The sequence below is a fragment of the Mycetohabitans endofungorum genome (assembly GCF_037477895.1).
Classification (GTDB): Bacteria; Pseudomonadota; Gammaproteobacteria; order Burkholderiales; family Burkholderiaceae; genus Mycetohabitans.
Window position 1 is genome coordinate 2,197,744 of sequence record NZ_CP132744.1, and the last position, 23,292, is coordinate 2,221,035.

Below are 23,292 nucleotides of genomic sequence, written 5' to 3' on the forward strand. Positions count from 1 at the left end.
CACTTGGATAGTGTTTAAGTGACAGACCAATTTCGTCAATGGACAACTCATTTTCTGCCCCGTGCGAATCGCGGCCCCACTTTCCGAATATGACGCTGCGGCCAAATCCGCCAGTCTTCGTTTCATCCTGCTGCGTGCGATCGGTGTACGCCGCAAGCGCGTCCCGGATACAGTGCCAACCAATCGGTCCCCCATGAAGAGGTCTTCCGCGCCTTACAGCAAGACGACTTTCGTCCCTGAACAGGTCACGAAACGCGCGCATTGTAACTCCGTTTTTGCAGTGGCCAATATTCAAAACCACGCCTGATTTGGCGAAGTGCATGCGCCGGCCGCGTCGGCGAAAGACGAAGGCTGCCATTAATACTGACATCGCATATACCTAGCCAGTATCCATTCATGGATTGAGGTAAGCCGTGTCAAAAAACCCTGTTTCACGATGAAACTGGAACCCGAGCTGCGCGGCGCTTTCATGGCCGAGGCCAAAGCAACGCACCACCCGGCGTCCCAAGTGGTGCGCGATCTAATGCGCGATTTCGTCCAGCGCCAACGCGAAGCGCGGGAGTACGATGCATTTTTAGGCGTCGCCCGCGATCTCATGGTGAACACAGCACCCATGCGGCGGCGAAGCCCCGTTGACTGCATAAGAGGCCGCACGCAAAACTTTGCGCGCGTCGACGCCGCCTCAGGCGCAAGACGGCGCCGCGATGGCTCAGACTTGTAGCGCCAGCCCTTTGGGCAACGGGAAGGAAACATTTTCCTGGACGCCATCCAGCGTCCGGACTTGGCAAGCACCCAATTGACGCAACCGCTCAACGACTGCCTGCGCCAGTGCCTCGGGTGCCGAGGCGCCCGCCGTCACGCCGACGCGTTGTTTGCCGTCCAGCCAGGCAGGATCGATTTGCTCCGGCGCATCGACCATGTAGGCCGGCACGCCCCGCTTTTCCGCCACTTCGCGCAGGCGGTTCGAGTTGGAACTGTTCGGGCTGCCGACGACGATCACGACGTCGCACTGCGGCGCCATGAATTTCACCGCATCCTGCCGGTTCTGCGTCGCGTAGCAGATGTCTTGCTTTTTCGGCTCGCGAATGGCGGGAAAGCGCGCCTTCAGCGCGCCGATCACCTCCATTGCATCGTCAATCGACAGCGTGGTCTGCGTCACGTACGCAAGCCGGTGGGGATCGGCGACCTCTAGCGCAGCGACATCCGCCGCGGTCTCGACTAAGTGCATGCCTGCATTGGCCTGCCCCATCGTACCTTCAACCTCCGGGTGACCGCGATGGCCAACCATCACGATCTCGCAACCTTCAGCACGCAGCTTGGCCACCTCCATGTGCACCTTGGTGACCAGCGGACAGGTGGCGTCAAAGACCCGCAATCCTCTGTCAAGCGCGCGGGCCCGCACGGCCTTTGGCACCCCGTGCGCGCTGAATATCAGCGTCGCACCGTGCGGGACGTCGTCGAGCGATTCAACGAATACCGCGCCCTTGCGACGCAGGTCGTCCACGACATAGGCGTTATGCACGATCTCGTGACGCACATAGATCGGCGAACCGAACAGCGTCAACGCACGCTCGACGATCTCGATCGCCCGGTCGACTCCCGCGCAGAACCCACGCGGCTGTGCCAGTAATATTTCGCTCGGGTATTCGGTGGTGGCGGTCATGGCGCTTCCTACAGGATGCCGATGATCTGGACCTCAAAGGTCAGATGCTGGCCGGCCAGCGGGTGGTTGAAGTCAAACAGCGCGTATGTCTCGCCGACCTCCTTGAGCACGCCGGCATAGCGCGCCCCGCTGGGCGCGTTGAATTCGACCAAATCACCCGGGGAGAAATCCTCGTCGATCATTGAATTTTCACGCAGCGTGGCTAGCGAGACCTTCTGCACCAGTTGCGGATTACGCAAGCCAAATGCCTGCTCCGGCGTCAGCCGAATGGTCGAGTGGTGTCCGACCTTCATGCCGAGCAGAATGTCCTCCAGAGGTCCCGCGAGCTGTCCCGCGCCGAGCAACAGCGTCGCGGGCTTGTCGTCGAACGTGTTGACGATGTCCGCGCCCCCCTCCAGCGAAAGCCGGTAGTGCAGCGTGACATGGGAACCGGGCTTCACCTCGGAAATATCAATGATGCTCATGCGCAAGTTTTGAATACCGCGCGTCGCGGGCTGCGACCACGCAAGCTGTCATTGTAAGCCACCGCAGCGACACCAACATGGAGGTTAATCAATGCAATCCGGAACCGACGACTCGACGGCGCGCCGACATGTGCCGATCCCGATCCGCCAATGGCCGGAAAACGAGCGGCCACGGGAGCGATTGTTCGTTGCCGGCGCGAGTGCCCTGACCGATGCGGAGTTGGTCGCGCTGTACCTGGGCAGCGGCATTCGCGGACGCGATGCGGTCGGACTGGGTCAGCAATTGCTAGCGCGCTTCGGCTCATTGCGCGGGTTGTTCAGCGCGTCCCATGACGAGCTGATTCAAGTCACCGGCGTCGGACCGGCAAAGATTGCGCGGTTGCAGGCGGCCACGGAGATCGCACGACGCGCACTGGGCGAGCAATCGCGCGAGCAGGCGACGCTGGATCGCCCCGAGATCGTCGAAGACTATCTGCGACTGATGATTGGCACCCGGCCCTATGAGGTGTTTGTTTGCTTGTTCCTCGACACCCGGCTGCGTATGATCCATGCGGAAGAACTCTCTCGCGGCTCGTTGTCGCATGCTGCGGTCTATCCGCGCGAAGTCGTCAGACGCGCGCTGCAGACCAACGCCGCCGCGTTGATCATCGCGCATAACCATCCATCCGGCGCGGCGCAGCCCAGTGCGGCGGACCTGTCGATGACACGCACGCTCAAGGATGCGTTGTGCTTAATGGACGTCAAGCTGCTCGATCATTTCATCGTGACATCGGACACCATTTTGTCACTCGCGCGCCACGGACTGCTATAGCCGGGCGCGCGCGGCAGTCAGTGCGGATGACACAAACAGGTTGATTTTTCTTGTCTTTTTCTGCTAGGATTGCGGTTTGCCCGTACCACCCCTTTCGTATCACCCGAATTTAAGCGTATTAGGAGTGCTCTGATGGCACGCAAATGTCAAGTTACTGGGAAAGCGCCGATGGTCGGCAATAACGTTTCCCACGCGAACAACAAGACCAAGCGTCGCTTCCTCCCGAACTTGCAAAGCCGCCGGTTCTGGGTGGAAAGCGAAAATCGCTGGGTGCGACTGCGCGTTTCGAACGCGGGCCTGCGCCTGATCGACAAGAATGGCATCGATCCCGTGCTCGCAGACCTGCGTGCGCGCGGTGAAGCTTAAGGAGCTGTGACATGGCCAAAGGCGCTCGCGACAAGATCAAGCTGGAATCGACGGCCGGAACCGGTCACTTCTACACCACGACGAAGAACAAACGCACGATGCCCGAAAAGATGGCGATCATGAAGTTCGACCCAGTCGCGCGCAAGCACGTCGAATACAAGGAAACGAAGATCAAATAATGGATCTATGGGGCCTCCGATTGGTCCGCCGATCGGAAGTTCAATGTCTCTCGAGACTGTAAAGCCTGACGAAGAGCAAAAGACCCCGAACTCCGGGGTCTTTTGCTTTTTGCACGTCGTGTCGCATCGGGGTATGCTCCTTCGTTTCGGCGTATGGGTCCGGACCCGTCACGTAGGGTATGAGGAGATTATCCCAATGAATTTCGACGTCGTCATCGTCGGTAGTGGACTGGCCGGGCTAAGTGTGGCGCTGAACCTGGCGCCCACTTGTCGGGTCGCCGTCATCGCAAAGCGAGCCCTGTCCGACGGTGCTAGCGACTGGGCGCAAGGTGGCATCGCAGCCGTGCTGGACTCGGCAGACAGCATCGACAGCCATGTCCGCGATACGCTAGTCGCCGGCGCAGGCCTATGCGACGAACCCGCGACACGCTTCATCGTCGAGAACGCACGCGCGGCGATCGAATGGTTGATCGGCGAAGGCGTGCCGTTCACCCAGGACGATAACGCCGAATTGGGGTTTCACCTGACGCGCGAAGGCGGACACAGCCATCGGCGCATCATTCACGCGGCTGATGCCACCGGCCATGCGGTGCTGTCGACACTCATCAAACAAGCCCGTCAACGCCCGAACATTACCCTGCTTGAGCATCACTGCGCGATCGACCTGGTCACGTCCGACCGGCTCGGGTTGCCGGGCCGGCATTGCTTCGGGCTGTACGTGCTCGACATTGACAGCGGCAAGACACTGACGATCGAGACACCGCACACCGTGCTAGCCACCGGCGGCGCCGGCAAAGTCTATTTATACACGACGAACCCAGATACCGCGACCGGCGACGGCATTGCGATGGCCTGGCGGGCTGGTGCACGGGTGGCGAACATGGAGTTCATCCAATTCCATCCGACCTGCCTGTACCATCCGTATGCCGGCTCGTTTCTCATTTCCGAGGCGGTGCGCGGCGAAGGCGGATTGCTGAAGCTGCCGGACGGCACCCGCTTCATGCCGCAGTATGATGAGCGCGCGGAATTGGCACCACGCGATATCGTCGCCCGTGCAATTGACTTCGAAATCAAGAAGCGCGGTATCGATTGCGTCTATCTCGATATCAGTCACCAACCGGCTGCATTCCTGCGTGAGCACTTTCCGACAATCCTCGCCCGATGCCAGCAGTTCGGCATCGATATCACGCGTGCCCCGATCCCCGTCGTGCCGGCTGCCCACTACACGTGCGGCGGCGTCGTGACCGACCTGGCCGGCCGAACCGATCTCACCGGACTCTACGCAGTCGGCGAAACCGCCTATACGGGCTTGCATGGCGCCAACCGGCTTGCAAGCAATTCGCTGCTGGAGTGCCTGGTGATCGGCAGGGCCGCGGCGCGAGCCATCGAAGACGTGGGGTTTCATGCCGCGCACCCTCTCACATTGCCGCAGTGGGACGAGAGCCGCGTGTCCGATGCTGACGAAGAGGTCGTCGTGGCTCACAACTGGGACGAGGTGCGGCGGCTGATGTGGAACTATGTCGGCATCGTGCGAACCGACAAGCGGCTGGCACGGGCGAAGCACCGACTGGCGCTGCTGCGCGATGAGATCCACGAGTACTATGCGAATTTTCGTATCAGCCGTGACCTGCTCGAGTTGCGCAACCTGGTCGATGTTGCATTGCTGATCGTCGACAGCGCCCGCTCCCGGCTCGAAAGCCGCGGTTTGCATTTCAGCCGCGACTGGGAGCAGGCGTTGCCTAAAGCGCTGCCAACGGTGCTGAGCCCTAAGCGATTCCGCCACCGTTCAATCTGATCGCCCGCGGCTACGTCCGCCGCAGTCCGGCGTCGAGTGCTACGCGCGATCGAGGATTCGCATCGAATAGTCGCTCGCGCGCACATCCTTGGTCAGTGCGCCAATCGATATTCGATCCACGCCGGTCGCCGCGATATCGCGCACCGTGTCCAAGCCGACGCCCCCAGAGACCTCAAGCAGAGCCCGATGATCGTTCAGTGCAACCGCATCACGCATCATGTCCAGCGTGAAGTTGTCCAGCAACACCGATTGAGCACGATGTGCCAGCGCCACCTGCAGCTGTTCGAGCGTCTCAACCTCGATCTGCACCGGCACACTCGCCTGCAACGCATGCGCGGCCTGCAACGCGGCGGCGACACCGCCCGCGGCTGCAATATGATTTTCCTTAATGAGGATGCCGTCATACAGCGCCAGCCGCTGGTTGTCGCCGCCGCCGACCCGAACGGCATATTTTTGCGCCAGCCGCAGGCCAGGCAGCGTCTTGCGCGTATCGAGAATCCGCGCCCGGGTGCCGGCTATCGCCTCGACATATCGACGCGTGGCCGTCGCGACGCCGGACAGCAACTGCAGAAAATTCAAGCCACTGCGCTCGGCCGTCAGCAGCGCGCGCGCGGGGCCTCGCAACGAGCACACTGGCGTATCGGCGTGCATCCATTCGCCTTCACGATAATGCCATGACAGTTCGATGCGGGCATCGACACTGCGCATCACTTCGACAAACCAAAGTACACCGCATAGCACGGCGGGCTCACGCACGATGATCCGGGCGTCGAACACGTCATTGGCGGGCACGAGCAAGCCCGTCCAGTCGCACGCGCCAACATCCTCGGCCAGCGCGTCTTGCACGTTTCGGCGCAGCGCGGCCGTGAACGCGTCGCCATAGTGCTGACGGATTGGCTCATAGCCGTCCCACTGCGGCGCCGCCACCGTGCGGATCTCGCGGCTTGTCCCGGTAACGCCCATCACGCCGCCCCCACATGTCGAAACAACGCATCATCGCTCGCCAGGTCGCCGCTCGCCCGTACATTGCGCTTTTTTTGCGCCGCGAAGTCCAGCATGCGGTCAATCGGCATCCGAGCACGCTGAGCGATGACCGGATCGACAAATATCTCGTTTGCACCGGACTGCAGCACGGCGGCGAGATTGGTCAGGCCGTTCATCGCCATCCATGGACAATGCGCACAGCTTTTACACGTTGCGCTGTTGCCCGCGGTCGGCGCGGCGATGAACGTCTTACCCGGCGCCGCCGCCTGCATTTTGTACAGGATGCCCAGGTCAGTGGCTACAATGAAGCGAGTCGCGTCAAGCGACTTCGCCGCGTCGATCAGTTGCGTGGTCGAACCGACCACGTCGGCCTGCGCAACGACTGATTCTGGCGACTCCGGATGCACGAGTACCTTGGCGTCCGGATGCTCGGCGCGCAACAAGTCGAGCTCGATCCCCTTGAATTCGTCGTGCACGAGACACGAGCCTTGCCACATCAGCATATCGGCGCCAGTCTTGCGCTGGATGTAGCTGCCCAGATGACGGTCCGGCGCCCATAAGATCTTCTCGCCGCGCGCATGCAGCGCGGCGACGATATCCAGCCCAATTGATGAAGTCACCATCCAGTGCGCACGGGCCTTGACCGCCGCGCTCGTGTTCGCGTACACGACGACGGTTCGGTCGGGATGAGCGTCGCAGAACGCGGCAAACTGGTCGGCAGGACAACCCAGATCGAGCGAGCACGTCGCATCCAGGTCCGGCATCAACACGCGCTTTTCGGGACTCAGAATCTTCGCGGTCTCGCCCATGAAACGCACACCGGCCACGACCAGTGTACGGGCGTCGTGATCGCGGCCGAACCGGGCCATTTCCAGCGAATCGGCGACACACCCTCCGGTCTCCTCCGCGAGCGACTGCAGCTCCGGGTCGACATAATAATGGGCGACCAGCACGGCCTGCTGCTGCGCCAGCAACTCGCGGATACGCACACGTAACTCGGCGCGCTCGGCCACCGATAGGCTGTGCGGCACGCGCGCCCATGCTTGCCCGACGCTGCAAGCTCCGTCGGGCATCACCGGCTTGTCGAACTCGACCGTCCTAATCGAACGCTGGTTCATTGTCATCCTCCCGCTGCTCAGTACTCAGTATGACCGCCCGCGCCACCACCCGCGAATCCCAATTGACGCACGCTGGTGGCCGCATCGTGCGCCGAAACAAAAAACCCCGCCTATGCGGGGTTTTTGCGGCAAGACGGACTCCAAGTGTAACGGAATTTACCGATGCCCGCCTTTACGCGTAGCGGCGCAGGCGCAGTGCGAACTCCTGCAATGCCTTGATGCCGCTTTGCTCCGCGCGATGGCACCAGTCCTGCAAGTGCGACAGCAACTGCTCGCGTGACGCGTTCGAGCGCTCCCATATCTGCGCCAACTCCGCCCGCAACTGGTAATACGTGCGCAGGCGCTGGCTGCTGGCGAAGATCTGCATCAGTTGCCTTTTTTGCGGCTCGTCCAGACCGGCCTCATCCTTGTGGATCCACTCGCGCGCGCCCTTGATCAGCGCGTACTTCTCACGCGCGCCCAATTCCTTCAAGTGCGCCAACTCCTGCCGGTACGCCCGCTTGACCGTTTTCGCGTAGCGCGCCATCACCTCATAACGATTGGCTAGCACCGCGTGCAATGTGTCCAGGTCGGGCACCGCCTTGCGCGCCGCCAGCTTCGGCGTCGGCGCAATTTTTTTCACCTTCGCGAGCCGGCATGCTGACATGAGTCGGATGTACATCCAGCCGATGTCGAACTCGTACCACTTGTTCGACAGCTTTGCCGACGTCGCATAGGTATGGTGATTGTTGTGCAGCTCCTCGCCCCCAATCAAAATGCCCCATGGGAACAGGTTCGTGCTTGCATCCGCACAGTTGAAATTACGGTAGCCCCAGAAATGACCGAGGCCGTTGACCACGCCAGCGGCCCAGAACGGAATCCACACCATCTGGATAGCCCACACCGAAATGCCGACGATGCCGAACAGCGCCAGGTCGATCAACGCCATGATCGTCACGCCAAGCACCGCATGCTTCGCGTAGACATGCCGCTCGAGCCAATCGTCCGGCGTGCCGTGCCCGTACTTCTTCAGCGTTTGCTCGTTCTTCGCCTCGGCGCGGTACAGTTCGGCGCCTTCGAGCAGCACTTTCCATATCCCACGCGTCTGCGGACTGTGCGGATCCTCATCAGTCTCGCATTTCGCATGATGCTTGCGATGGATCGCCGCCCACTGACCCGTGACCATGCCCGTGGTCAGCCATAGCCAGAAGCGGAAGAAATGACTGGCGATCGGATGCAAGTCCAGCGCGCGATGCGCCTGGTGCCGATGCAGATAGACGGTGACACCAATGATCGTGATGTGCGTCATCACGAGCGTGTACAGCACGATTTGCCACCAAGACCAGTTCAACAGGCCATGGGCAACGAAATCAAGCGCGAAATTCAGCAAATTAATACCCGGAAAACAAAATCGGAAAAAAGCCCGATTGAAGTATCGGACGTGACCTGCCGCGGCGGCCGCGAAAGGGCTGAGTCAAGATTCTACCCGATCAGCCGCAATTGCCTGTCACAAAAATGATTCCCTGTTGCGCGGCACACAGTCGCAGCCTCTGACGCGCAACATACTCTAGTGCATGGCATAGGAAAAGGGGGAGGAATGCAGCTAATTTTCTCTTTTGACTGCGGCGACCGGCATCGGTTCAATAGCAGCGGACAACGGTTCGATGGCCGCGGCATTGAGGATCCGCACCTCGCGGCGCTGCGCGAGTGGAACGCGGATACCGTGCGCATTGAACCCGGCCCAGATATTGTAGTTGACGGCCGAGCGCACCGACGCGATACCGAGCGCCGCGTCGGCAATCCAGAAACCTAGCTCCAGGTCGATCCCGTTGGCACCGAATCCGGCAAAATAAGGGCGAGGCGCCGGATCCTGTAACACGCGTTCTACGCCCTGCGTAGCTTGGACGAGCACGCGCATCGCGAGGTCCACGTCCGTACTATACGCCACTTGGACCGACACCTTGGTCCAGCCGCGCGTGAGGAACGACGACTGGTTCTGCACAATGTCGGTGATTAACTTTTCGTTCGGCACCAGCGTCTCGACGCCATCCAGCCCGCGCACCACCGTGTAGCGGGTGCGGATCTGCGTGACCCGGCCTTGCAGACCACCCACGCAAATCGTATCCCCGAGCCGCAGCGAGCGGTCCAGCAGGATGATAAACCCCGACACGTAGTTGCTGGCAATCTTCTGCAATCCGAAGCCCAGCCCGACGCCGAGTGCGCCGCCGAATACGCCAAGCACGGTGATATCGATGCCAACGATCGACAGGCTCACAAGCACCGCGGCCAGGATCAACGCCGCACGACCGATGCGCGACAGCACGACCTGCAGGTTCGCATCGAGTGAGTTGGCCCGCAGCAGCCGCTCGTCCAGCGCGCGGCCCGCCCATAGCGCGCCGATCAATGCGATCATGACCCACAGCAGGCCGTTGCACAGCGACAATAGGCTCACGTGCGCGGTGGCCACGCGAAATTGCACGCTGGCCATCCAGTGCAGCACGTCGTCCTGAATGCCCATCACGGTCAGCGCCATGCCGGCCCATACCAGCACGGTGACGATTTTCTCAACCAGGTACGCGAGCCCGTGCAAGTGCCCGTCCCGGGAAAACACCCGGCGCATCAGGTACAACGCCACATAGATCAGCGCAATACCGAACAGCGGTACCCGCGCGAGTTCCAATAGCGGCGTTTTCATCGCCTGGCCCAGCACAAGCCCCGTGCCGCCCACAATCAACCAGCCGAGGAACGGAAACAACGCCTTATTCAGTCCATCCGCGCCGAAGCGCACCGCCGCGTTGCGGGCGCGTCGATATGCATCCAGCCGCTTGCAGGCATAACCGGCAAGCCCCCATGCCAGCGCTAGCGCGCCGATCAGCGCAATGACTTGCCAGAGCATCGCCGGCTGGCCAAGGTCGCGCAACAAGTCGCCGAACCGGTGGGTCAGGATCCGATCCTGCATGTCACGCCACCCGTTGCATCACTGCCGCAAAGAAGCCGTCGGTGCTGTGCCGGTGCGGCCACAGCGTCAGGTCATCGCCGGTATCGAGCGCGATCTTTTGATCGGCCAGCACCCGGCTCGCCGGCACGCGTTTGAACATCGGGTGAGCCGCGATGAATGACTCGACAATGCCCTCGTTCTCGTCACCCAGCAAGCTGCACGTCGCGTAGACGAGCCGTCCGCCCGGCTTGAGCAGTCGCGCGGCGGCGGCGAGGATCGATGCCTGTTTCACCGTCAACTCAGCGACCGATTGCGGCGTTTGACGCCACTTGAGATCCGGATTGCGGCGCAGCGTACCTAGGCCACTACAGGGCGCATCGACCAGCACGCGATCGATCTTGCCGGCCAACCGCTTGATCTTCACATCATGCTCGCTATCGATGACGACTGGGTGCACGTTCGACAAGCCGCTACGCGCGAGCCTGGGCTTGAGTTTGCCTAACCGCTTGTCGGACACATCGAACGCGTACAGCCGTCCGGATGAGCGCATCATCGCACCCAACGCGAGCGTCTTGCCGCCCGCTCCGGCGCAAAAATCGACAACCATCTCGCCGCGGCGCGGCGCGACCAGCTGGCACAACAGCTGGCTGCCCTCGTCCTGTACCTCGAACCATCCTTGCTGGAAAGCGGCCAACGTATGGATCGCAGGCTTGCCGGCCACCCGGATACCCAGCGGCGCATACGGCGTCGGCTCCGCCTGCACGCCAGCCTCCGCCAGCGCGGCGAGCACCGTATCGCGATTGGCGCGGATCGGGTTGGCGCGCAGATCCAGCGGCGCCGGATAGTTCAGCGCCGCGGCGAGCCGCGCCAGCTCCTGCGCCACCGCATCCGGCCCGGCATCGGTGGTGGCCAGACGGACGCCCAGCGCGGCCTCGATCCATGGCGGCAGGTTCGTGCGCACGCGCGCCGGCAAGCTCGCCGGGTCGATCTTCGACACATGGTCGAGCCACGCGAACTCCTGTTGCGACACATGCGGGCGCAACGCGTTCAGGCCAGCGGTCTGCATCAAGCCAAGCAGCGCCAGCCGACGTGCCGGCGTGCCGCTGCCGCTCTCGGCCAAATGTCCATATTCCATCTTGCGGCGCAGCACCGCAAATACCGCCTCGGCAATCACCCCACGCTCGGCGTGGCCAAGCTTCGGATGCGCCCGAAAGAATCGGCTCGTGGCCGCGTCGGCCGGACCGGTAAACTTCAGTACGTCGGCGAGCAACGTCTCGGTCTGGCCGATCAAAAATCCATGTAGCTTCATACCGCGTCCCCGCCAAACAGCAGCCGTGGCTCGGCAGCCGCCAACTCCACCCGGCCGTCACGCACGCGCAGCCGGTCCTCGACAAACCAGCGCACCGCGCACGGATAAAGCTCGTGCTCCAAGCGCAGCACCCGTGCAGCAAGCGCAGCGGCATCATCGCCGGCGAGCACCGGCACCACGCCCTGCGCAATGATCGGGCCATGGTCCAGTGCGGCGGTCACGAAATGGACCGTGGCACCGTGCACCGCGACGCCCGCGTCCAATGCACGCTGATGCGTATACAGACCCGTGAAGCTCGGTAGCAACGATGGATGCACATTCATCATGCGAGCCGCATAGCGCTCGACAAACGCCGGCGTTAGCACGCGCATGAAGCCGGCCAGCACGACGAGGTCCGGCTCATGCGCGTCCAGCACCTGCGCCAGCGCCGCATCGAATGCATCGCGCCCGTCGAACTGTGTGTGGTCGACGACCGCCGTGGCGATGCCGTGCGCAGCCGCGAACGCCAAGCCTGCGGCGTCGGGGCGATTGGACACCACTGCGGCAACGCGCGCCGGCCAGCGTTGCGCGGCGCACGCGCGTACGATCGCCTCCATGTTGGAGCCGCGTCCGGAAATCAGGATGACGAGTTTTTTCATCCATGGATTTTATCATCGGCGCCCTTGCTGCCTGCGTCGATCCGCCGGTTCCCGCCGAAACCGGGTGCGAGCGTTTATAATCGTGGGCTTTGCGGCAACGTGCCGGCGCAATGCGTCGGCGCGGCGATCGAACGCCGCAGCCCGACCGGCCAATCATCGTGAGAGTCTTCAGGGGTCTTCCAAATGCCGAGAGCCGCGCGCCCTGCGCGTTGACGATCGGCAACTTCGACGGCGTGCATCGCGGCCACCAGGCGTTGCTGGCGCGGGTTCGCGCCGCCGCCAACGCGCGCGCGCTGCCGGTCTGCGTGATGACGTTCGAACCGCACCCCCGCGAGTTCTTCGACCCGGCCGGCGCACCGCCGCGCATCGCGATGCTGCGCGATAAGCTCGAGGCATTGCAGCGCAACGGCGTGGACCGGGTCGTGGTCGAGCATTTCAATCATACGTTCGCCAGCCAGTCGCCGGCCGCGTTCGTCGAGCACATCCTCGTCAACGGATTGCACGCGCGCTGGGTGATGATCGGCGACGACTTCCGGTACGGGGCAAAGCGCGCCGGTGACTTTCTGTCGCTGAAGGCAGCCGGCGCACAGTATGGCTTCGAGGTCGAGCAGATGCCCACTGTGGCGGACCCATCCGGCGCGCGCATCTCCAGCTCGGCCGTGCGCGCCTCGCTCGTTGCGGGCGACCTCGCGGCGGCTCGCACCGCGCTCGGCCGGGCGATTGTCATCAGCGGCCACGTCGTGCATGGCATGAAACTGGGACGCGACCTGGGCTTTCCGACGCTGAATCTGCCGATCTCGCACAAGCGCCCCGCGCTGGCCGGCATCTTTATTGTGCAGGTGCACGGCATTGAGGCGGGCCCGTTACCTGGCGTAGCCAGCCTGGGCTGGCGCCCGACCGTGGACGATTCCGGCCGCGTCCTATTGGAAGTGCATCTGCTGGACTGGCATGGCGACGCGTACAGCAAGCTGGTGCGGGTCGAATTTCTTGAGAAATTGCGCGACGAACAGAAGTTTGTGGACCTGGAGGCGCTCGGCCGAGCGATCGCGTGCGATGTTGCCGCCGCCCGTGAATACTTCGCCGCGCAAGGCGACCGGGCACCAGCCGACCCCGACCGGACGTCAGCGTCGGTCCACCCCGACTGGGCGGCGGTGCCGACCCATCCCGCCAAGCAGCCCGAGCAACGAGGCGGCCCCAGCCCGGGCGGCGATTTTGCGACGTCCGCCACCGACCGAATTAGATAGCGCTGGGTCGCTGCGTACCGGCAAGGTGCGCAGTGACGCGTGTTGGGGCTGACGACATGTGCCCCACGCCCGCGCGACATGCCGTGCTTCGCCGATGCGGCCTGCATGCGCAGTCAGCGGCCGCCGAACTTCTCTACCATCCCAATCATGAGTGACAAGAAAGCCGATTCCAAGCAGCCTTCCAAGTACCCCGTCAACTTGCTTGACACACCGTTTCCAATGCGCGGCGACCTGCCCAAGCGCGAACCGCAATGGGTCCAGCAATGGCAACAGAACAAGGTGTACGAAGCGATTCGAGAAGCCAGCCGGGGGCGGCCGAAGTTCGTACTGCACGACGGCCCGCCCTATGCGAACGGGGATATTCATATCGGACACGCCGTCAACAAGGTCCTGAAAGACATCATCGTCAAGGCACGCAATATGGCCGGCTTTGACGCGGACTATGTACCCGGATGGGATTGTCACGGCATGCCGATCGAAATCCAGATCGAAAAGCGCTTCGGCAAGTCGCTGCCGGTCGAGCAGGTGCAACGTAACGCACGCGAGTATGCGGCCGAGCAGATTGAGCGCCAGAAGGCCGATTTCCGCCGGCTTGGGTTGATCGGCAATTGGGACAACCCGTATCGCACGATGGACTTCGCGAACGAGGCGAATGAAATCCGTGCGCTTGCGCGCATCCTCGAGAAGGGCTATGTGTTCCGCGGCCTGAAGCCGGTGAACTGGTGCTTTGACTGCGGTTCGGCACTGGCCGAGGCAGAAGTCGAATATAAGGACCGTGTCGATCCCGCCGTGGACGTCGCGTTTCCCTTTGCCGAGCCTGACCGGATTGCCGAGGCGTTCGGGATGCCATCGTTGCCCGGTGCCGACGGCGCGATCGTGATCTGGACCACCACGCCGTGGACCATTCCCGCGAACCAGGCGCTGAACGTCAATCCAGAGCTGTCGTACAGCCTCGTGGACACGCGGCGCGGATTGCTGATCCTGGCTTCCGAGCGCGTCGAGCCGTGCCTAACCACATACGGTCTAGACGGCACGGTGATCGCGTCGGCGCCGGGTGCCGCGCTGGGCGGGATCCGCTTCCACCATCCGCTCGTCAACCTGCACCCGGGCTACAAGCGTACTGCGCCGGTCTATTTCGGCGACTACGTGACCCTCGACTCGGGCACCGGCGTCGTACATTCGTCGCCGGCCTACGGCATTGAGGACTTCCAGTCGTGCAAGGCGCATGGCATCGGCGATGACGACATCCTGAGCCCAGTCATGGGCGACGGCCGTTATATCGAATCGTTGCCGCTGTTCGGCGGCCTGTCGATCTGGGAGGCGAACCCGAAGATCGTCGACGCGTTGCGCGATGCTGGCTCGTTGCTACACACGAACCATTACGCGCACAGCTATATGCATTGCTGGCGGCACAAAACGCCAATCATCTACCGCGCGACGTCGCAATGGTTTGCCGGCATGGACCTGACGCCCGTCGGTGGCGGCAAGACGCTGCGCGAAACCGCGCTCGACGGCATCGAAGCCACTGCGTTCTATCCAGCGTGGGGCAAGCAGCGACTGCACAACATGATCGCGCATCGACCCGACTGGACATTGTCGCGCCAGCGCCAGTGGGGCGTGCCGATGGCCTTCTTCGTGCACAAGGAGACGGGCCAGTTGCATCCTCGCACGCTGGAATTGCTCGAACACGTTGCGCAACGCGTCGAACAACATGGCATCGAAGCATGGCAATCGCTCGATGCGCGCGAGTTGCTCGGCGACGACGCCGACCTGTATGAAAAGAACCGCGACACGCTGGACGTCTGGTTTGACTCCGGTACGACGCACTGGCATGTGCTGCGCGGCTCGCACGCCCAGCAGCTGCAGTGGCCCGCCGACCTGTACCTCGAAGGCTCGGATCAGCACCGCGGATGGTTCCATTCGTCGCTGCTCACCGGCTCGATGCTCGATGGCCGGCCACCCTACAAGGCGCTGTTGACGCACGGCTTCACGGTCGACGGACAAGGCCGGAAGATGTCGAAATCGGTCGGCAACGTGATCGCGCCGCAGGAAGTCTCGAACAAGCTCGGCGCCGAGATCATTCGCCTGTGGGTGGCCTCGACCGACTACTCTGGCGAACTGTCGATCTCCGATGAGATCCTGAAGCGCGTGGTCGAAAGCTACCGCCGGATCCGCAACACGCTGCGCTTTCTGCTGGCGAATCTGTCGGACTTCGACCCGAGCCGGAACGCGGTGCTGCCCGAACAGTGGCTCGAGATCGACCGCTACGCACTCGCACGCGCCGCAGCGCTGCAAAAGGAGGCGCTCGATCACTACGACGCGTACGAATTCCACCCGGTCGTGGCCAAGCTGCAGACCTTCTGCTCAGAAGATCTCGGTGGCTTCTATCTCGATGTGCTCAAGGACCGGTTGTACACGTCGGCAGTCGACTCGCACGCGCGGCGCAGCGCACAGTCGACGCTGTACCACATCACGCAAGGGTTGCTGCGGCTGATCGCGCCCTTCCTGTCGTTTACCGCGGAGGAAGCGTGGAAGATCTTCCAGCCGGGGCGCACGACGATCTTCACTGAAACGTACTACGTCTATCCGCTGCTGCCCGACGGCGCGGCGTTGTTAGATAAATGGGCGCTCGTGCGCCAATTGCGCGGCGATGTCACCAAGGCGCTCGAAGCGGCGCGCGAAGCCGGCCGGATCGGCTCGTCGCTGCAGGCCGAAGTCGAGATCCGCGCGCATGGCGCACGCTACGATACCCTTGCGAGCCTGGGTGACGACTTGAAATTCGTGCTGATCACCTCTGCGGCTCGGCTGATCAAGGTTGACAATGATGCCGACGAGGCAATCGACGTGATCGCGTCCCGGTACCCGAAGTGCGAGCGCTGCTGGCATTATCGCGAGGAAGTGGGCACGAACACCGAGCATCCGACGCTGTGCGGGCGTTGCACGGCGAACCTATTCGGGGATGGCGAACACCGGAGCATGGCATAAATGGCGAAGACCTCATCTCACAACGCCGCCCGTTCGGCAACGCTGATGCCGTGGCTAGGCATGTCGTTGATCGTGATCCTGCTCGACCAATTGTCCAAAATCGCGGTGTCGCGCCTGTTCGTGTACGGCGACCCGCATCCGGTTGCGTCATTCTTCAATCTGTTGCTGATCTACAACCGTGGTGCCGCGTTCAGTTTTCTGGCGACTGCCGGTGGCTGGCAGCGCTGGGCGTTCACCGCATTGGGCATCGTCGCCGCGCTAGTGATCACCTGGTTACTCAAGCGCCACAGCGGGCAGAAACTGTTTTGCACCGCTCTGGCATTCATTCTCGGCGGCGCGCTGGGCAACGTCATTGACCGGCTGGTGCACGGCCATGTGATCGACTTCCTTGATTTTCACATCGGCGGCTGGCATTGGCCGGCGTTCAACATTGCCGACAGCGGCATCACGATCGGTGCGATGCTGCTAGTGCTCGACGAGCTTAGGCGCGTGCGCGCGGTGCGCTGAAAACCTAGGTCGGGGGACAATCCCGGCACTGGACACACGCAATAGCGGAAGGAACGATATGGATCTTGCGGGCAAACATCTGGTGCTTGGACTGACAGGCGGCATCGCATGCTACAAGTCGGCCGAGCTTACGCGCATGCTGACCCAAGCCGGTGCCACCGTCCAAGTGGCGATGACGGAAGCGGCCACGCAATTTATCACGCCGGTTACGATGCAGGCACTGTCCGGCCATCCGGTCTACACCAGCCAGTGGGACACACGGATCGATAACAACATGCCACACATCGACCTGTCGCGCCGCGCGGACGCGATCGTGATTGCTCCCGCGTCGACTGACTTCATCGCCAAGCTAGCCAATGGGCTGTGCGACGATTTGTTGTCCACGCTGGTCGTGGCGCGTGATTGCCCGTTGCTGGTCGTGCCGGCGATGAACCGCCAGATGTGGCAAAACCCGGCGACACAACGCAACGTCGCCCAGTTGCGCGCAGATGGCATCACGGTGCTCGGTCCGGACGCCGGCCCGCAGGCGTGCGGCGAGATCGGCGACGGCCGCATGCTCGAACCCGCAGCGGTGTACGAGGCCATCGTCGCGTTCTTTCAGCCGAAGAAGCTGGCGGGACAGCGCGTACTGATCACGGCGGGTCCCACTTTTGAGCCGATCGATCCGGTCCGCGGCATCACCAATCGTTCGAGCGGCAAGATGGGATTCGCGCTCGCGCGCGCCGCGGCGCAGGCCGGTGCGCGCGTGCACCTGATCGCCGGCCCGGTCGCGCTCGCCACGCCATGGGGCGTGAGCCGAGAGGACGTACAAACCGCGCAGCAAATGTACGATGCGGTCATGGCGACCATCGCCGACACCGACATTTTCATCGCCGTTGCCGCGGTCGCCGACTGGCGTACCACTCAAGTGTCCGATCACAAGCTGAAGAAGGCCGCCGGTCAGCCGGCGCCACCGCTGGACTTCGTCGAGAACCCGGATATCCTTGCCAGTGTCGCCGCTTTGCCCTCGCCACCTTACTGCGTCGGCTTCGCGGCGGAAAGCGGCGAGCTGGGCGTGAACGGTGAAGCGAAGCGGCGGCGCAAGAACGTCCCGCTGCTGATTGGCAACCTGGGGCCGAAGACATTCGGCAAGGATGACAACGAAGTCGTACTATTCGACACAACTGGCTCGACACCGTTGCCGCGCGCGGACAAACAATCACTCGCGCGCACGTTGGTCGACGAGATTGCGCAGCGCGTGCCGGGCAGTCTTTTCGCGTAAATCACGTCCGCGCACACGGCGCCCCTCGGCTCGCCACACGTACGGCACGCTATCCGGTCCTCCTATGACTCGACTGTCAGTACTCGATCAAACGCCGGTGATCGACGGCCATTCGGCCGCCGACGCCATTGCCGCCACTGTCGAACTCGCGCAGCTTGCCGACCAACTGGGCTATACCCGCTTCTGGTGCGCGGAGCATCACGGCTTGCGCTCGGTGGCAAATCCCGCACCGGAAGTGATGCTCGCGCGCCTGGGCAGCGTTACGCAACGCATCCGAATCGGCTCGGGCGGCATCATGCTGCCCTACTATAGTGCGTTCAAGGTGGCTGAACAGTTTATGATGCTCGAGGCGTTGTTCCCGGGGCGTGTCGATCTGGCTGTGGGCCGCGCGCCCGGCGGCGATATGCGCACCGCGCAGGCCGTCGCGTCCGGCTCGTATAATCGTGGCGAGCTTTTCCCGCAGCAAGTGACCGAACTGTCGGGACTGTTTCGCGGGCAACTCGCCGAGGATTCGCTCGCACAAGACGTGCTGCTACAACCCCATGTCGCAACGCGGCCGCAGTTGTGGGTACTCGGATCGAGCGACTTCGGCGGTGCGCTGGCCGCGCAACTCGGCATCCGGTTCGCGTTCGCGCACTTCATCAACGCGTTCTTCGGCCATACGGTTGCGCAAGCGTACCGGACGCAATTCAAACCCGGGTTTGAAACTCACCCCTATTTGGCCGCCGCGGTTTTTGTGATTTGCGCGGATACCGAGCAACAGGCCAGCGCGCTGGAAAAGGCCGTTGATCTGCGCCGCTTACAAATGGCGTATGGCTTGAACGAACCGATCCCGACCGTTGAGCAAGCGTCCGAGCAGACATATGGCGAGCGCGAACAGCTTATCATTGAGCGCGAACGGCCGCGCAGCATCATCGGCACACCAGAGTCGGTGGTACCGCGTATGCTGGAGATTCAGCAACAGTTCAACGCCGACGAGTTGATTGTCCTGACCGTTGCGGCTAGCTACAAGGCGCGCCTGCGTTCATATGAATTGCTTGCGCAGGCATTCGATCTAGCCGCGCAAACGCCCAAGACGGCATAATCGAGCCTTTTACGGGCTTGTCGTGCCATCGCGTCGTACCGCCCCGGCACCGCGACGGCATGTCATAGAGCATGCCGCGATGCCAGCACGCCCCGCTATTCCCACTACCGACTGATTGATGAACATCGACCTGAAGATTCTCGACCCGCGCATGCAGGACGCCCTGCCCGCCTATGCCACTGCCGGCAGCGCCGGTCTGGACCTGCGCGCCTGCCTGGACGAACCGCTGGTTCTGCAACCTGGCGCGACCGCGCTGGTGCCGACCGGCCTGGCCATCCATATCGGTACGCCAGGTTATGCGGCATTGATCTTGCCGCGCTCCGGATTGGGCCACAAGCACGGCATCGTGCTCGGCAACCTGGTAGGATTGATCGATTCCGATTACCAGGGCCAGTTGATGATCTCCACATGGAACCGCGGCGGGAGCGCGTTCACGCTGAACCCGATGGAGCGGCTCGCGCAACTCGTGGTCGTACCGGTGGCGCAGGTGCAATTCAACGTGGTTAACGATTTCTCGCACAGCGAACGCGGTGCCGGCGGCTTCGGCAGCACCGGCCGGCACTGAGCGACAAAAAAAAGCGCGGGGCGTCGCCCGCGCCTTATTATGACGCGATCGCCGCGGTCACTCGACTTCGGCCGTTTCCGGGTTTGTCGGATTGCGCGGCGCCGCGTTCTCATCGAACGTGAGTTGCACGTTGCCGTTGTCGTCGACGTTGACTGTCACGCGCCCACCGTTCATCAGCTTGCCGAACAACAGCTCGTCCGCCAACGCGCGGCGGATTGTATCCTGGATCAGCCGCTGCATCGGCCGCGCGCCCATCAACGGGTCGAAACCGTGCTTGGCTAAATGCTTGCGCAACGCATCGGTAAACAACGCATCGACCTTCTTCTCGTGCAACTGATCCTCCAATTGCATTAGGAACTTGTCGACCACGCGCATAATGATTTCTTCATCGAGCGAGCGGAAGCTGATAATCGCGTCGAGCCGGTTGCGGAACTCCGGCGTGAACATCCGCTTGATGTCCGCCATCTCGTCGCCGGTCTCGCGACGCGTCGTAAATCCGATCGTCGCCTTATTCATCGCCTCGGCGCCCGCGTTCGTTGTCATGATGATGATAACGTTACGGAAATCCGACTTGCGGCCGTTGTTGTCCGTCAACGTGCCATGGTCCATCACTTGCAGCAGCACGTTAAAGATGTCCGGGTGTGCTTTTTCGATCTCGTCGAGCAGCAGCACACAATGCGGCTTCTTCGTAACCGCCTCCGTCAGCAGTCCGCCCTGGTCGAACCCGACATAGCCGGGCGGCGCACCGATCAGCCGGCTCACCGCGTGGCGCTCCATATATTCGGACATATCGAAGCGCACTAACTCGATGCCCAGCGTAAAGGCCAGTTGACGCGCCACCTCTGTCTTGCCGACGCCGGTCGGCCCGGAGAACAGGAATGCACCGATCGGTTTGTCCGTCTTGCCGAGCCCGGCCCGCGCCATCTTGATGGCCGCGGCCAACGCATCGATGGCCGGATCCTGCCCAAACACCACGCTCTTCAAATCACGGTCTAGCGTCTGCAGCTTGCTGCGGTCGTCCTGCGATACACTTTGCGCCGGCACCCGCGCGATCTTGGAAATAATGTCCTCGATCTCCGTCTTGCCGATCGTCTTCTTTTGCTTGGACTTGGGCAGGATCCGCTGCGCCGCCCCCGCCTCATCAATCACGTCGATCGCCTTGTCCGGCAAATGTCGGTCGGTGATGAACCGTGCGGACAACTCGGCCGCCGCCGACAGCGCGCCGGACGAGTACTTGACGCCGTGGTGCTCCTCGAAGCGGGACTTCAGGCCCCGCAGGATCGCCACCGTCTGCTCGACCGTCGGCTCGGTCACGTCGATTTTCTGGAAACGCCGCGACAACGCCGCATCCTTTTCGAAGATGCCCCGGAATTCGGTGAAGGTCGTGGCCCCGATGCACTTGAGTTGGCCAGAGGACAGCGCCGGCTTGAGCAGGTTCGACGCATCGAGCGTGCCGCCCGAGGCGGCGCCCGCGCCGATCAGCGTATGGATCTCATCGATGAACAGGATCGCGTGCGGACGGTCCTTCAACTCTTTGAGCACCGTCTTGAGTCGCTGCTCAAAGTCGCCCCGGTACTTCGTGCCCGCCAGCAGCGCCCCCATGTCGAGGGAATACACTTGCCCATCCGCCAAGATATCGGGCACCTCGCCGCGCACGATCCGCCATGCCAGCCCTTCAACGATGGCCGTCTTGCCCACGCCGGCCTCGCCCACCATCAAAGGATTGTTCTTACGGCGCCGGCACAGCACCTGCACCATCCGTTCGACCTCGGGTTCCCGCCCGATCAATGGGTCAATCTTGCCGTCGCGCGCCTGCTGATTCAGGTTTTGCGTGAATTGCGCCAGTGGCGTTTCCCGCTGCGCGCTGGCCTCGTCACCGTCGACCGGCGACTCACCAGCCTTCGCCCCATCCGGCCCCGCGGTCTTCGCGATGCCGTGCGAAATGAAGTTGACCACGTCCAACCGGGTCACACCCTGCTGCTGCAGGTAGTACACCGCGTGCGAGTCCTTCTCGCCAAAGATCGCAACCAGCACGTTCGCGCCAGTCACCTCCTTCTTGCCGCTGGAGGTCGACTGCACATGCATGATCGCGCGCTGGATCACACGTTGGAAGCCCAACGTTGGCTGCGTGTCGACGTCGTCGGCCCCCGGCACGATCGGCGTGTTATCGTGAATAAAGTTGCGCAGGTTCTGGCGCAGATCCTCGATGTTCGCGGCGCACGCGCGAAGCACCTCCGCCGCCGTCGGGTTGTCCAACAGCGCGAGCAACAAGTGTTCGACGGTGATGAACTCATGCCTCGCCTGGCGCGCTTCCATGAACGCCATATGAAGGCTGACTTCCAGTTCCTGGGCAATCATGTTTCCTCCATCACACACTGCAGCGGGTGTCCCGCTTGCCGCGCGTGCGTTACAACCAGCTCAACCTTGGTCGACGCGATGTCCCGCGTATAGACCCCGCAAACTCCGCGCCCCTCGAGATGCACTTTCAACATAATCTGCGTCGCAGTATCGCGATCCTTGTTGAAGTATTGCTGTATTACCATCACGACAAATTCCATTGGCGTGAAATCGTCGTTCAGCAAAACCACGCGATACATCGACGGCGGCTTCGCCTTTTGCTCCTGCCGCTCCAGTACTGTACTGTCCTGCTTGTCCGGGATAATGGCCATATACCCATTCTAAACAACTCGGCCACGCAAGCAATCCCGCCAAAAACCCCAACGGGCACCCGATACGGCGCGGCACACATCCTTTCGTCACCAGAGCGCAACAGCCTCTCCGGCACCCTGCCAACAGTAATCGCCCGCCCTGCAGCGAGGCACACAACGTTGCGCTGACCTTGCTTACGCAAACATCGTTCCTTGGTTATCTCGGTGCATTATGCGACTTTTCAAGCCCCCGTGCTGCATGGGCATCGGACAGAGCATGTTGATATGACGTCAAGATGACTATCGCGCGTTGTGCAGCCCTGCATTGGGGGCTCATAGAATGGGTTTTCGAGCGTTTCAAAATTTTCTTGACACTAATTTTTAGACCACCAACAATCAAGCTGGCACTTTTTTCGGTCGTGCACGAAGAAAAATGCCGGGTGAGCTGGTGAGAGGGATCCGGCCGCATGGCATGGCGCTTTTCGAACGGGCTCGTGTAGCAAGGGCAAGAGTGACAGGGGAAGTAGAATGGCGACTGGTACGGTCAAATGGTTTAATGACGCCAAAGGTTACGGATTCATCACGCCGGACGAAGGCGGTGAGGATCTGTTCGCGCATTTTTCGGCTATCCAGATGAACGGCTTCAAGACCCTCAAGGAAGGTCAGAAAGTCAGCTTCGAAGTCGTGCAGGGACCGAAAGGCAAACAAGCTTCGAATATCCAGGCGGCAGCCTGATCGTTCGAATCGCTTGCTC

At 62.1% G+C, this 23,292-nt stretch carries 22 protein-coding genes; 12 read left to right on the plus strand and 10 right to left on the minus strand.

The window, feature by feature from the left end; translation table 11 throughout:
- The first annotated feature begins 436 nt into the window (after nucleotides 1-436).
- A complete protein-coding gene (locus RA167_RS09610) occupies nucleotides 437-721 on the plus strand; it encodes a hypothetical protein (RefSeq protein WP_076785369.1) in 285 nt (94 codons plus the stop codon).
- Here the strand turns inward: RA167_RS09610 and ispH are convergent.
- Entirely contained in the window at nucleotides 710-1,663 is a 954-nt protein-coding gene (ispH, locus tag RA167_RS09615; RefSeq protein ID WP_076785370.1) for a 4-hydroxy-3-methylbut-2-enyl diphosphate reductase, read from the minus strand. The two genes, RA167_RS09610 and ispH, sit on opposite strands and share 12 nt — an antisense overlap.
- A gap of 8 nt (nucleotides 1,664-1,671) precedes the next feature.
- Complete coding sequence (locus tag RA167_RS09620) at nucleotides 1,672-2,127, minus strand: FKBP-type peptidyl-prolyl cis-trans isomerase (RefSeq protein ID WP_076785371.1); 456 nt, start codon at nucleotides 2,125-2,127, stop codon at nucleotides 1,672-1,674.
- A 91-nt stretch (nucleotides 2,128-2,218) separates the two neighbouring features.
- Between RA167_RS09620 and radC the strand changes: the two genes are divergently transcribed.
- From radC to nadB, 4 genes are all read left to right on the plus strand, one after another.
- Nucleotides 2,219-2,938 carry a RadC family protein gene (gene radC / locus RA167_RS09625; protein ID WP_076785372.1) on the plus strand — a complete coding sequence of 240 codons (720 nt, stop codon included), beginning with the start codon at nucleotides 2,219-2,221 and terminating at the stop codon, nucleotides 2,936-2,938.
- Between the two features lie 132 nt (nucleotides 2,939-3,070).
- Nucleotides 3,071-3,304 (plus strand): 50S ribosomal protein L28, encoded by a 234-nt coding sequence (gene rpmB, locus RA167_RS09630; protein ID WP_041753083.1) that lies wholly within the window; start codon nucleotides 3,071-3,073, stop codon nucleotides 3,302-3,304.
- A gap of 11 nt (nucleotides 3,305-3,315) precedes the next feature.
- Nucleotides 3,316-3,483 carry a 50S ribosomal protein L33 gene (rpmG, locus tag RA167_RS09635; RefSeq protein ID WP_013434320.1) on the plus strand — a complete coding sequence of 56 codons (168 nt, stop codon included), beginning with the start codon at nucleotides 3,316-3,318 and terminating at the stop codon, nucleotides 3,481-3,483.
- Between the two features lie 196 nt (nucleotides 3,484-3,679).
- Nucleotides 3,680-5,278, plus strand: a complete 1,599-nt coding sequence (nadB, locus tag RA167_RS09640; RefSeq protein ID WP_076785373.1) for an L-aspartate oxidase — start codon at nucleotides 3,680-3,682, stop codon at nucleotides 5,276-5,278.
- A gap of 39 nt (nucleotides 5,279-5,317) precedes the next feature.
- Here nadB and nadC read toward each other — a convergent pair whose 3' ends face one another.
- The 6 genes from nadC to purN all read right to left on the minus strand — a co-directional run bounded on the left by nadC (nucleotide 5,318) and on the right by purN (nucleotide 12,244).
- The gene (gene nadC, locus RA167_RS09645) at nucleotides 5,318-6,241 is read right to left on the minus strand and encodes a carboxylating nicotinate-nucleotide diphosphorylase (RefSeq protein WP_175972458.1); all 924 of its coding nucleotides are present in this window, start codon (nucleotides 6,239-6,241) and stop codon (nucleotides 5,318-5,320) included.
- Nucleotides 6,241-7,380, minus strand: coding sequence for a quinolinate synthase NadA (nadA, locus tag RA167_RS09650; protein ID WP_076785374.1), 1,140 nt, complete (start codon nucleotides 7,378-7,380; stop codon nucleotides 6,241-6,243). The genes nadC and nadA overlap by 1 nt, the downstream gene beginning before the upstream one ends.
- A gap of 172 nt (nucleotides 7,381-7,552) precedes the next feature.
- Entirely contained in the window at nucleotides 7,553-8,749 is a 1,197-nt protein-coding gene (locus tag RA167_RS09655) for a DesA family fatty acid desaturase (protein WP_076785375.1), read from the minus strand.
- A gap of 213 nt (nucleotides 8,750-8,962) precedes the next feature.
- Entirely contained in the window at nucleotides 8,963-10,318 is a 1,356-nt protein-coding gene (locus RA167_RS09660) for a mechanosensitive ion channel family protein (RefSeq protein ID WP_076785376.1), read from the minus strand.
- Between the two features lies 1 nt (nucleotide 10,319).
- Nucleotides 10,320-11,606 carry an RsmB/NOP family class I SAM-dependent RNA methyltransferase gene (locus tag RA167_RS09665; protein ID WP_076785377.1) on the minus strand — a complete coding sequence of 429 codons (1,287 nt, stop codon included), beginning with the start codon at nucleotides 11,604-11,606 and terminating at the stop codon, nucleotides 10,320-10,322.
- Nucleotides 11,603-12,244: a phosphoribosylglycinamide formyltransferase gene (gene purN / locus RA167_RS09670; protein ID WP_076785378.1), complete on the minus strand. Its 642-nt coding sequence runs from the start codon at nucleotides 12,242-12,244 to the stop codon at nucleotides 11,603-11,605. Before purN ends, RA167_RS09665 begins: the two co-directional genes overlap by 4 nt.
- Before the next feature lie 110 nt (nucleotides 12,245-12,354).
- On the opposite strand from purN, the gene RA167_RS09675 reads away from it, so the two are divergent.
- From RA167_RS09675 to dut, 6 genes are all read left to right on the plus strand, one after another.
- Nucleotides 12,355-13,488, plus strand: coding sequence for a bifunctional riboflavin kinase/FAD synthetase (locus RA167_RS09675; RefSeq protein WP_139336994.1), 1,134 nt, complete (start codon nucleotides 12,355-12,357; stop codon nucleotides 13,486-13,488).
- Between the two features lie 147 nt (nucleotides 13,489-13,635).
- Nucleotides 13,636-16,473, plus strand: a complete 2,838-nt coding sequence (ileS, locus tag RA167_RS09680) for an isoleucine--tRNA ligase (protein ID WP_076785379.1) — start codon at nucleotides 13,636-13,638, stop codon at nucleotides 16,471-16,473.
- On the plus strand, nucleotides 16,474-16,980 hold the full coding sequence (gene lspA, locus RA167_RS09685; protein ID WP_076785380.1) for a signal peptidase II: 507 nt from the start codon (nucleotides 16,474-16,476) through the stop codon (nucleotides 16,978-16,980). It begins immediately after the preceding gene.
- 58 nt (nucleotides 16,981-17,038) lie between these two features.
- The gene (gene coaBC, locus RA167_RS09690; protein ID WP_076785381.1) at nucleotides 17,039-18,241 is read left to right on the plus strand and encodes a bifunctional phosphopantothenoylcysteine decarboxylase/phosphopantothenate--cysteine ligase CoaBC; all 1,203 of its coding nucleotides are present in this window, start codon (nucleotides 17,039-17,041) and stop codon (nucleotides 18,239-18,241) included.
- A 64-nt stretch (nucleotides 18,242-18,305) separates the two neighbouring features.
- Nucleotides 18,306-19,325: an LLM class flavin-dependent oxidoreductase gene (locus tag RA167_RS09695; protein WP_076785382.1), complete on the plus strand. Its 1,020-nt coding sequence runs from the start codon at nucleotides 18,306-18,308 to the stop codon at nucleotides 19,323-19,325.
- A gap of 118 nt (nucleotides 19,326-19,443) precedes the next feature.
- Nucleotides 19,444-19,890 (plus strand): dUTP diphosphatase, encoded by a 447-nt coding sequence (gene dut, locus RA167_RS09700; protein WP_076785383.1) that lies wholly within the window; start codon nucleotides 19,444-19,446, stop codon nucleotides 19,888-19,890.
- A 57-nt stretch (nucleotides 19,891-19,947) separates the two neighbouring features.
- On the opposite strand, the gene clpA is transcribed toward dut, so the two are convergent.
- Nucleotides 19,948-22,248: an ATP-dependent Clp protease ATP-binding subunit ClpA gene (gene clpA, locus RA167_RS09705; protein WP_076785384.1), complete on the minus strand. Its 2,301-nt coding sequence runs from the start codon at nucleotides 22,246-22,248 to the stop codon at nucleotides 19,948-19,950.
- Nucleotides 22,245-22,559 (minus strand): ATP-dependent Clp protease adapter ClpS, encoded by a 315-nt coding sequence (clpS, locus tag RA167_RS09710; RefSeq protein WP_076785385.1) that lies wholly within the window; start codon nucleotides 22,557-22,559, stop codon nucleotides 22,245-22,247. The genes clpA and clpS overlap by 4 nt, the downstream gene beginning before the upstream one ends.
- A gap of 507 nt (nucleotides 22,560-23,066) precedes the next feature.
- Here clpS and cspD point away from each other — a divergent pair.
- Entirely contained in the window at nucleotides 23,067-23,273 is a 207-nt protein-coding gene (gene cspD, locus RA167_RS09715) for a cold shock domain-containing protein CspD (protein WP_041753073.1), read from the plus strand.
- The last annotated feature ends 19 nt before the right edge of the window (nucleotides 23,274-23,292 follow it).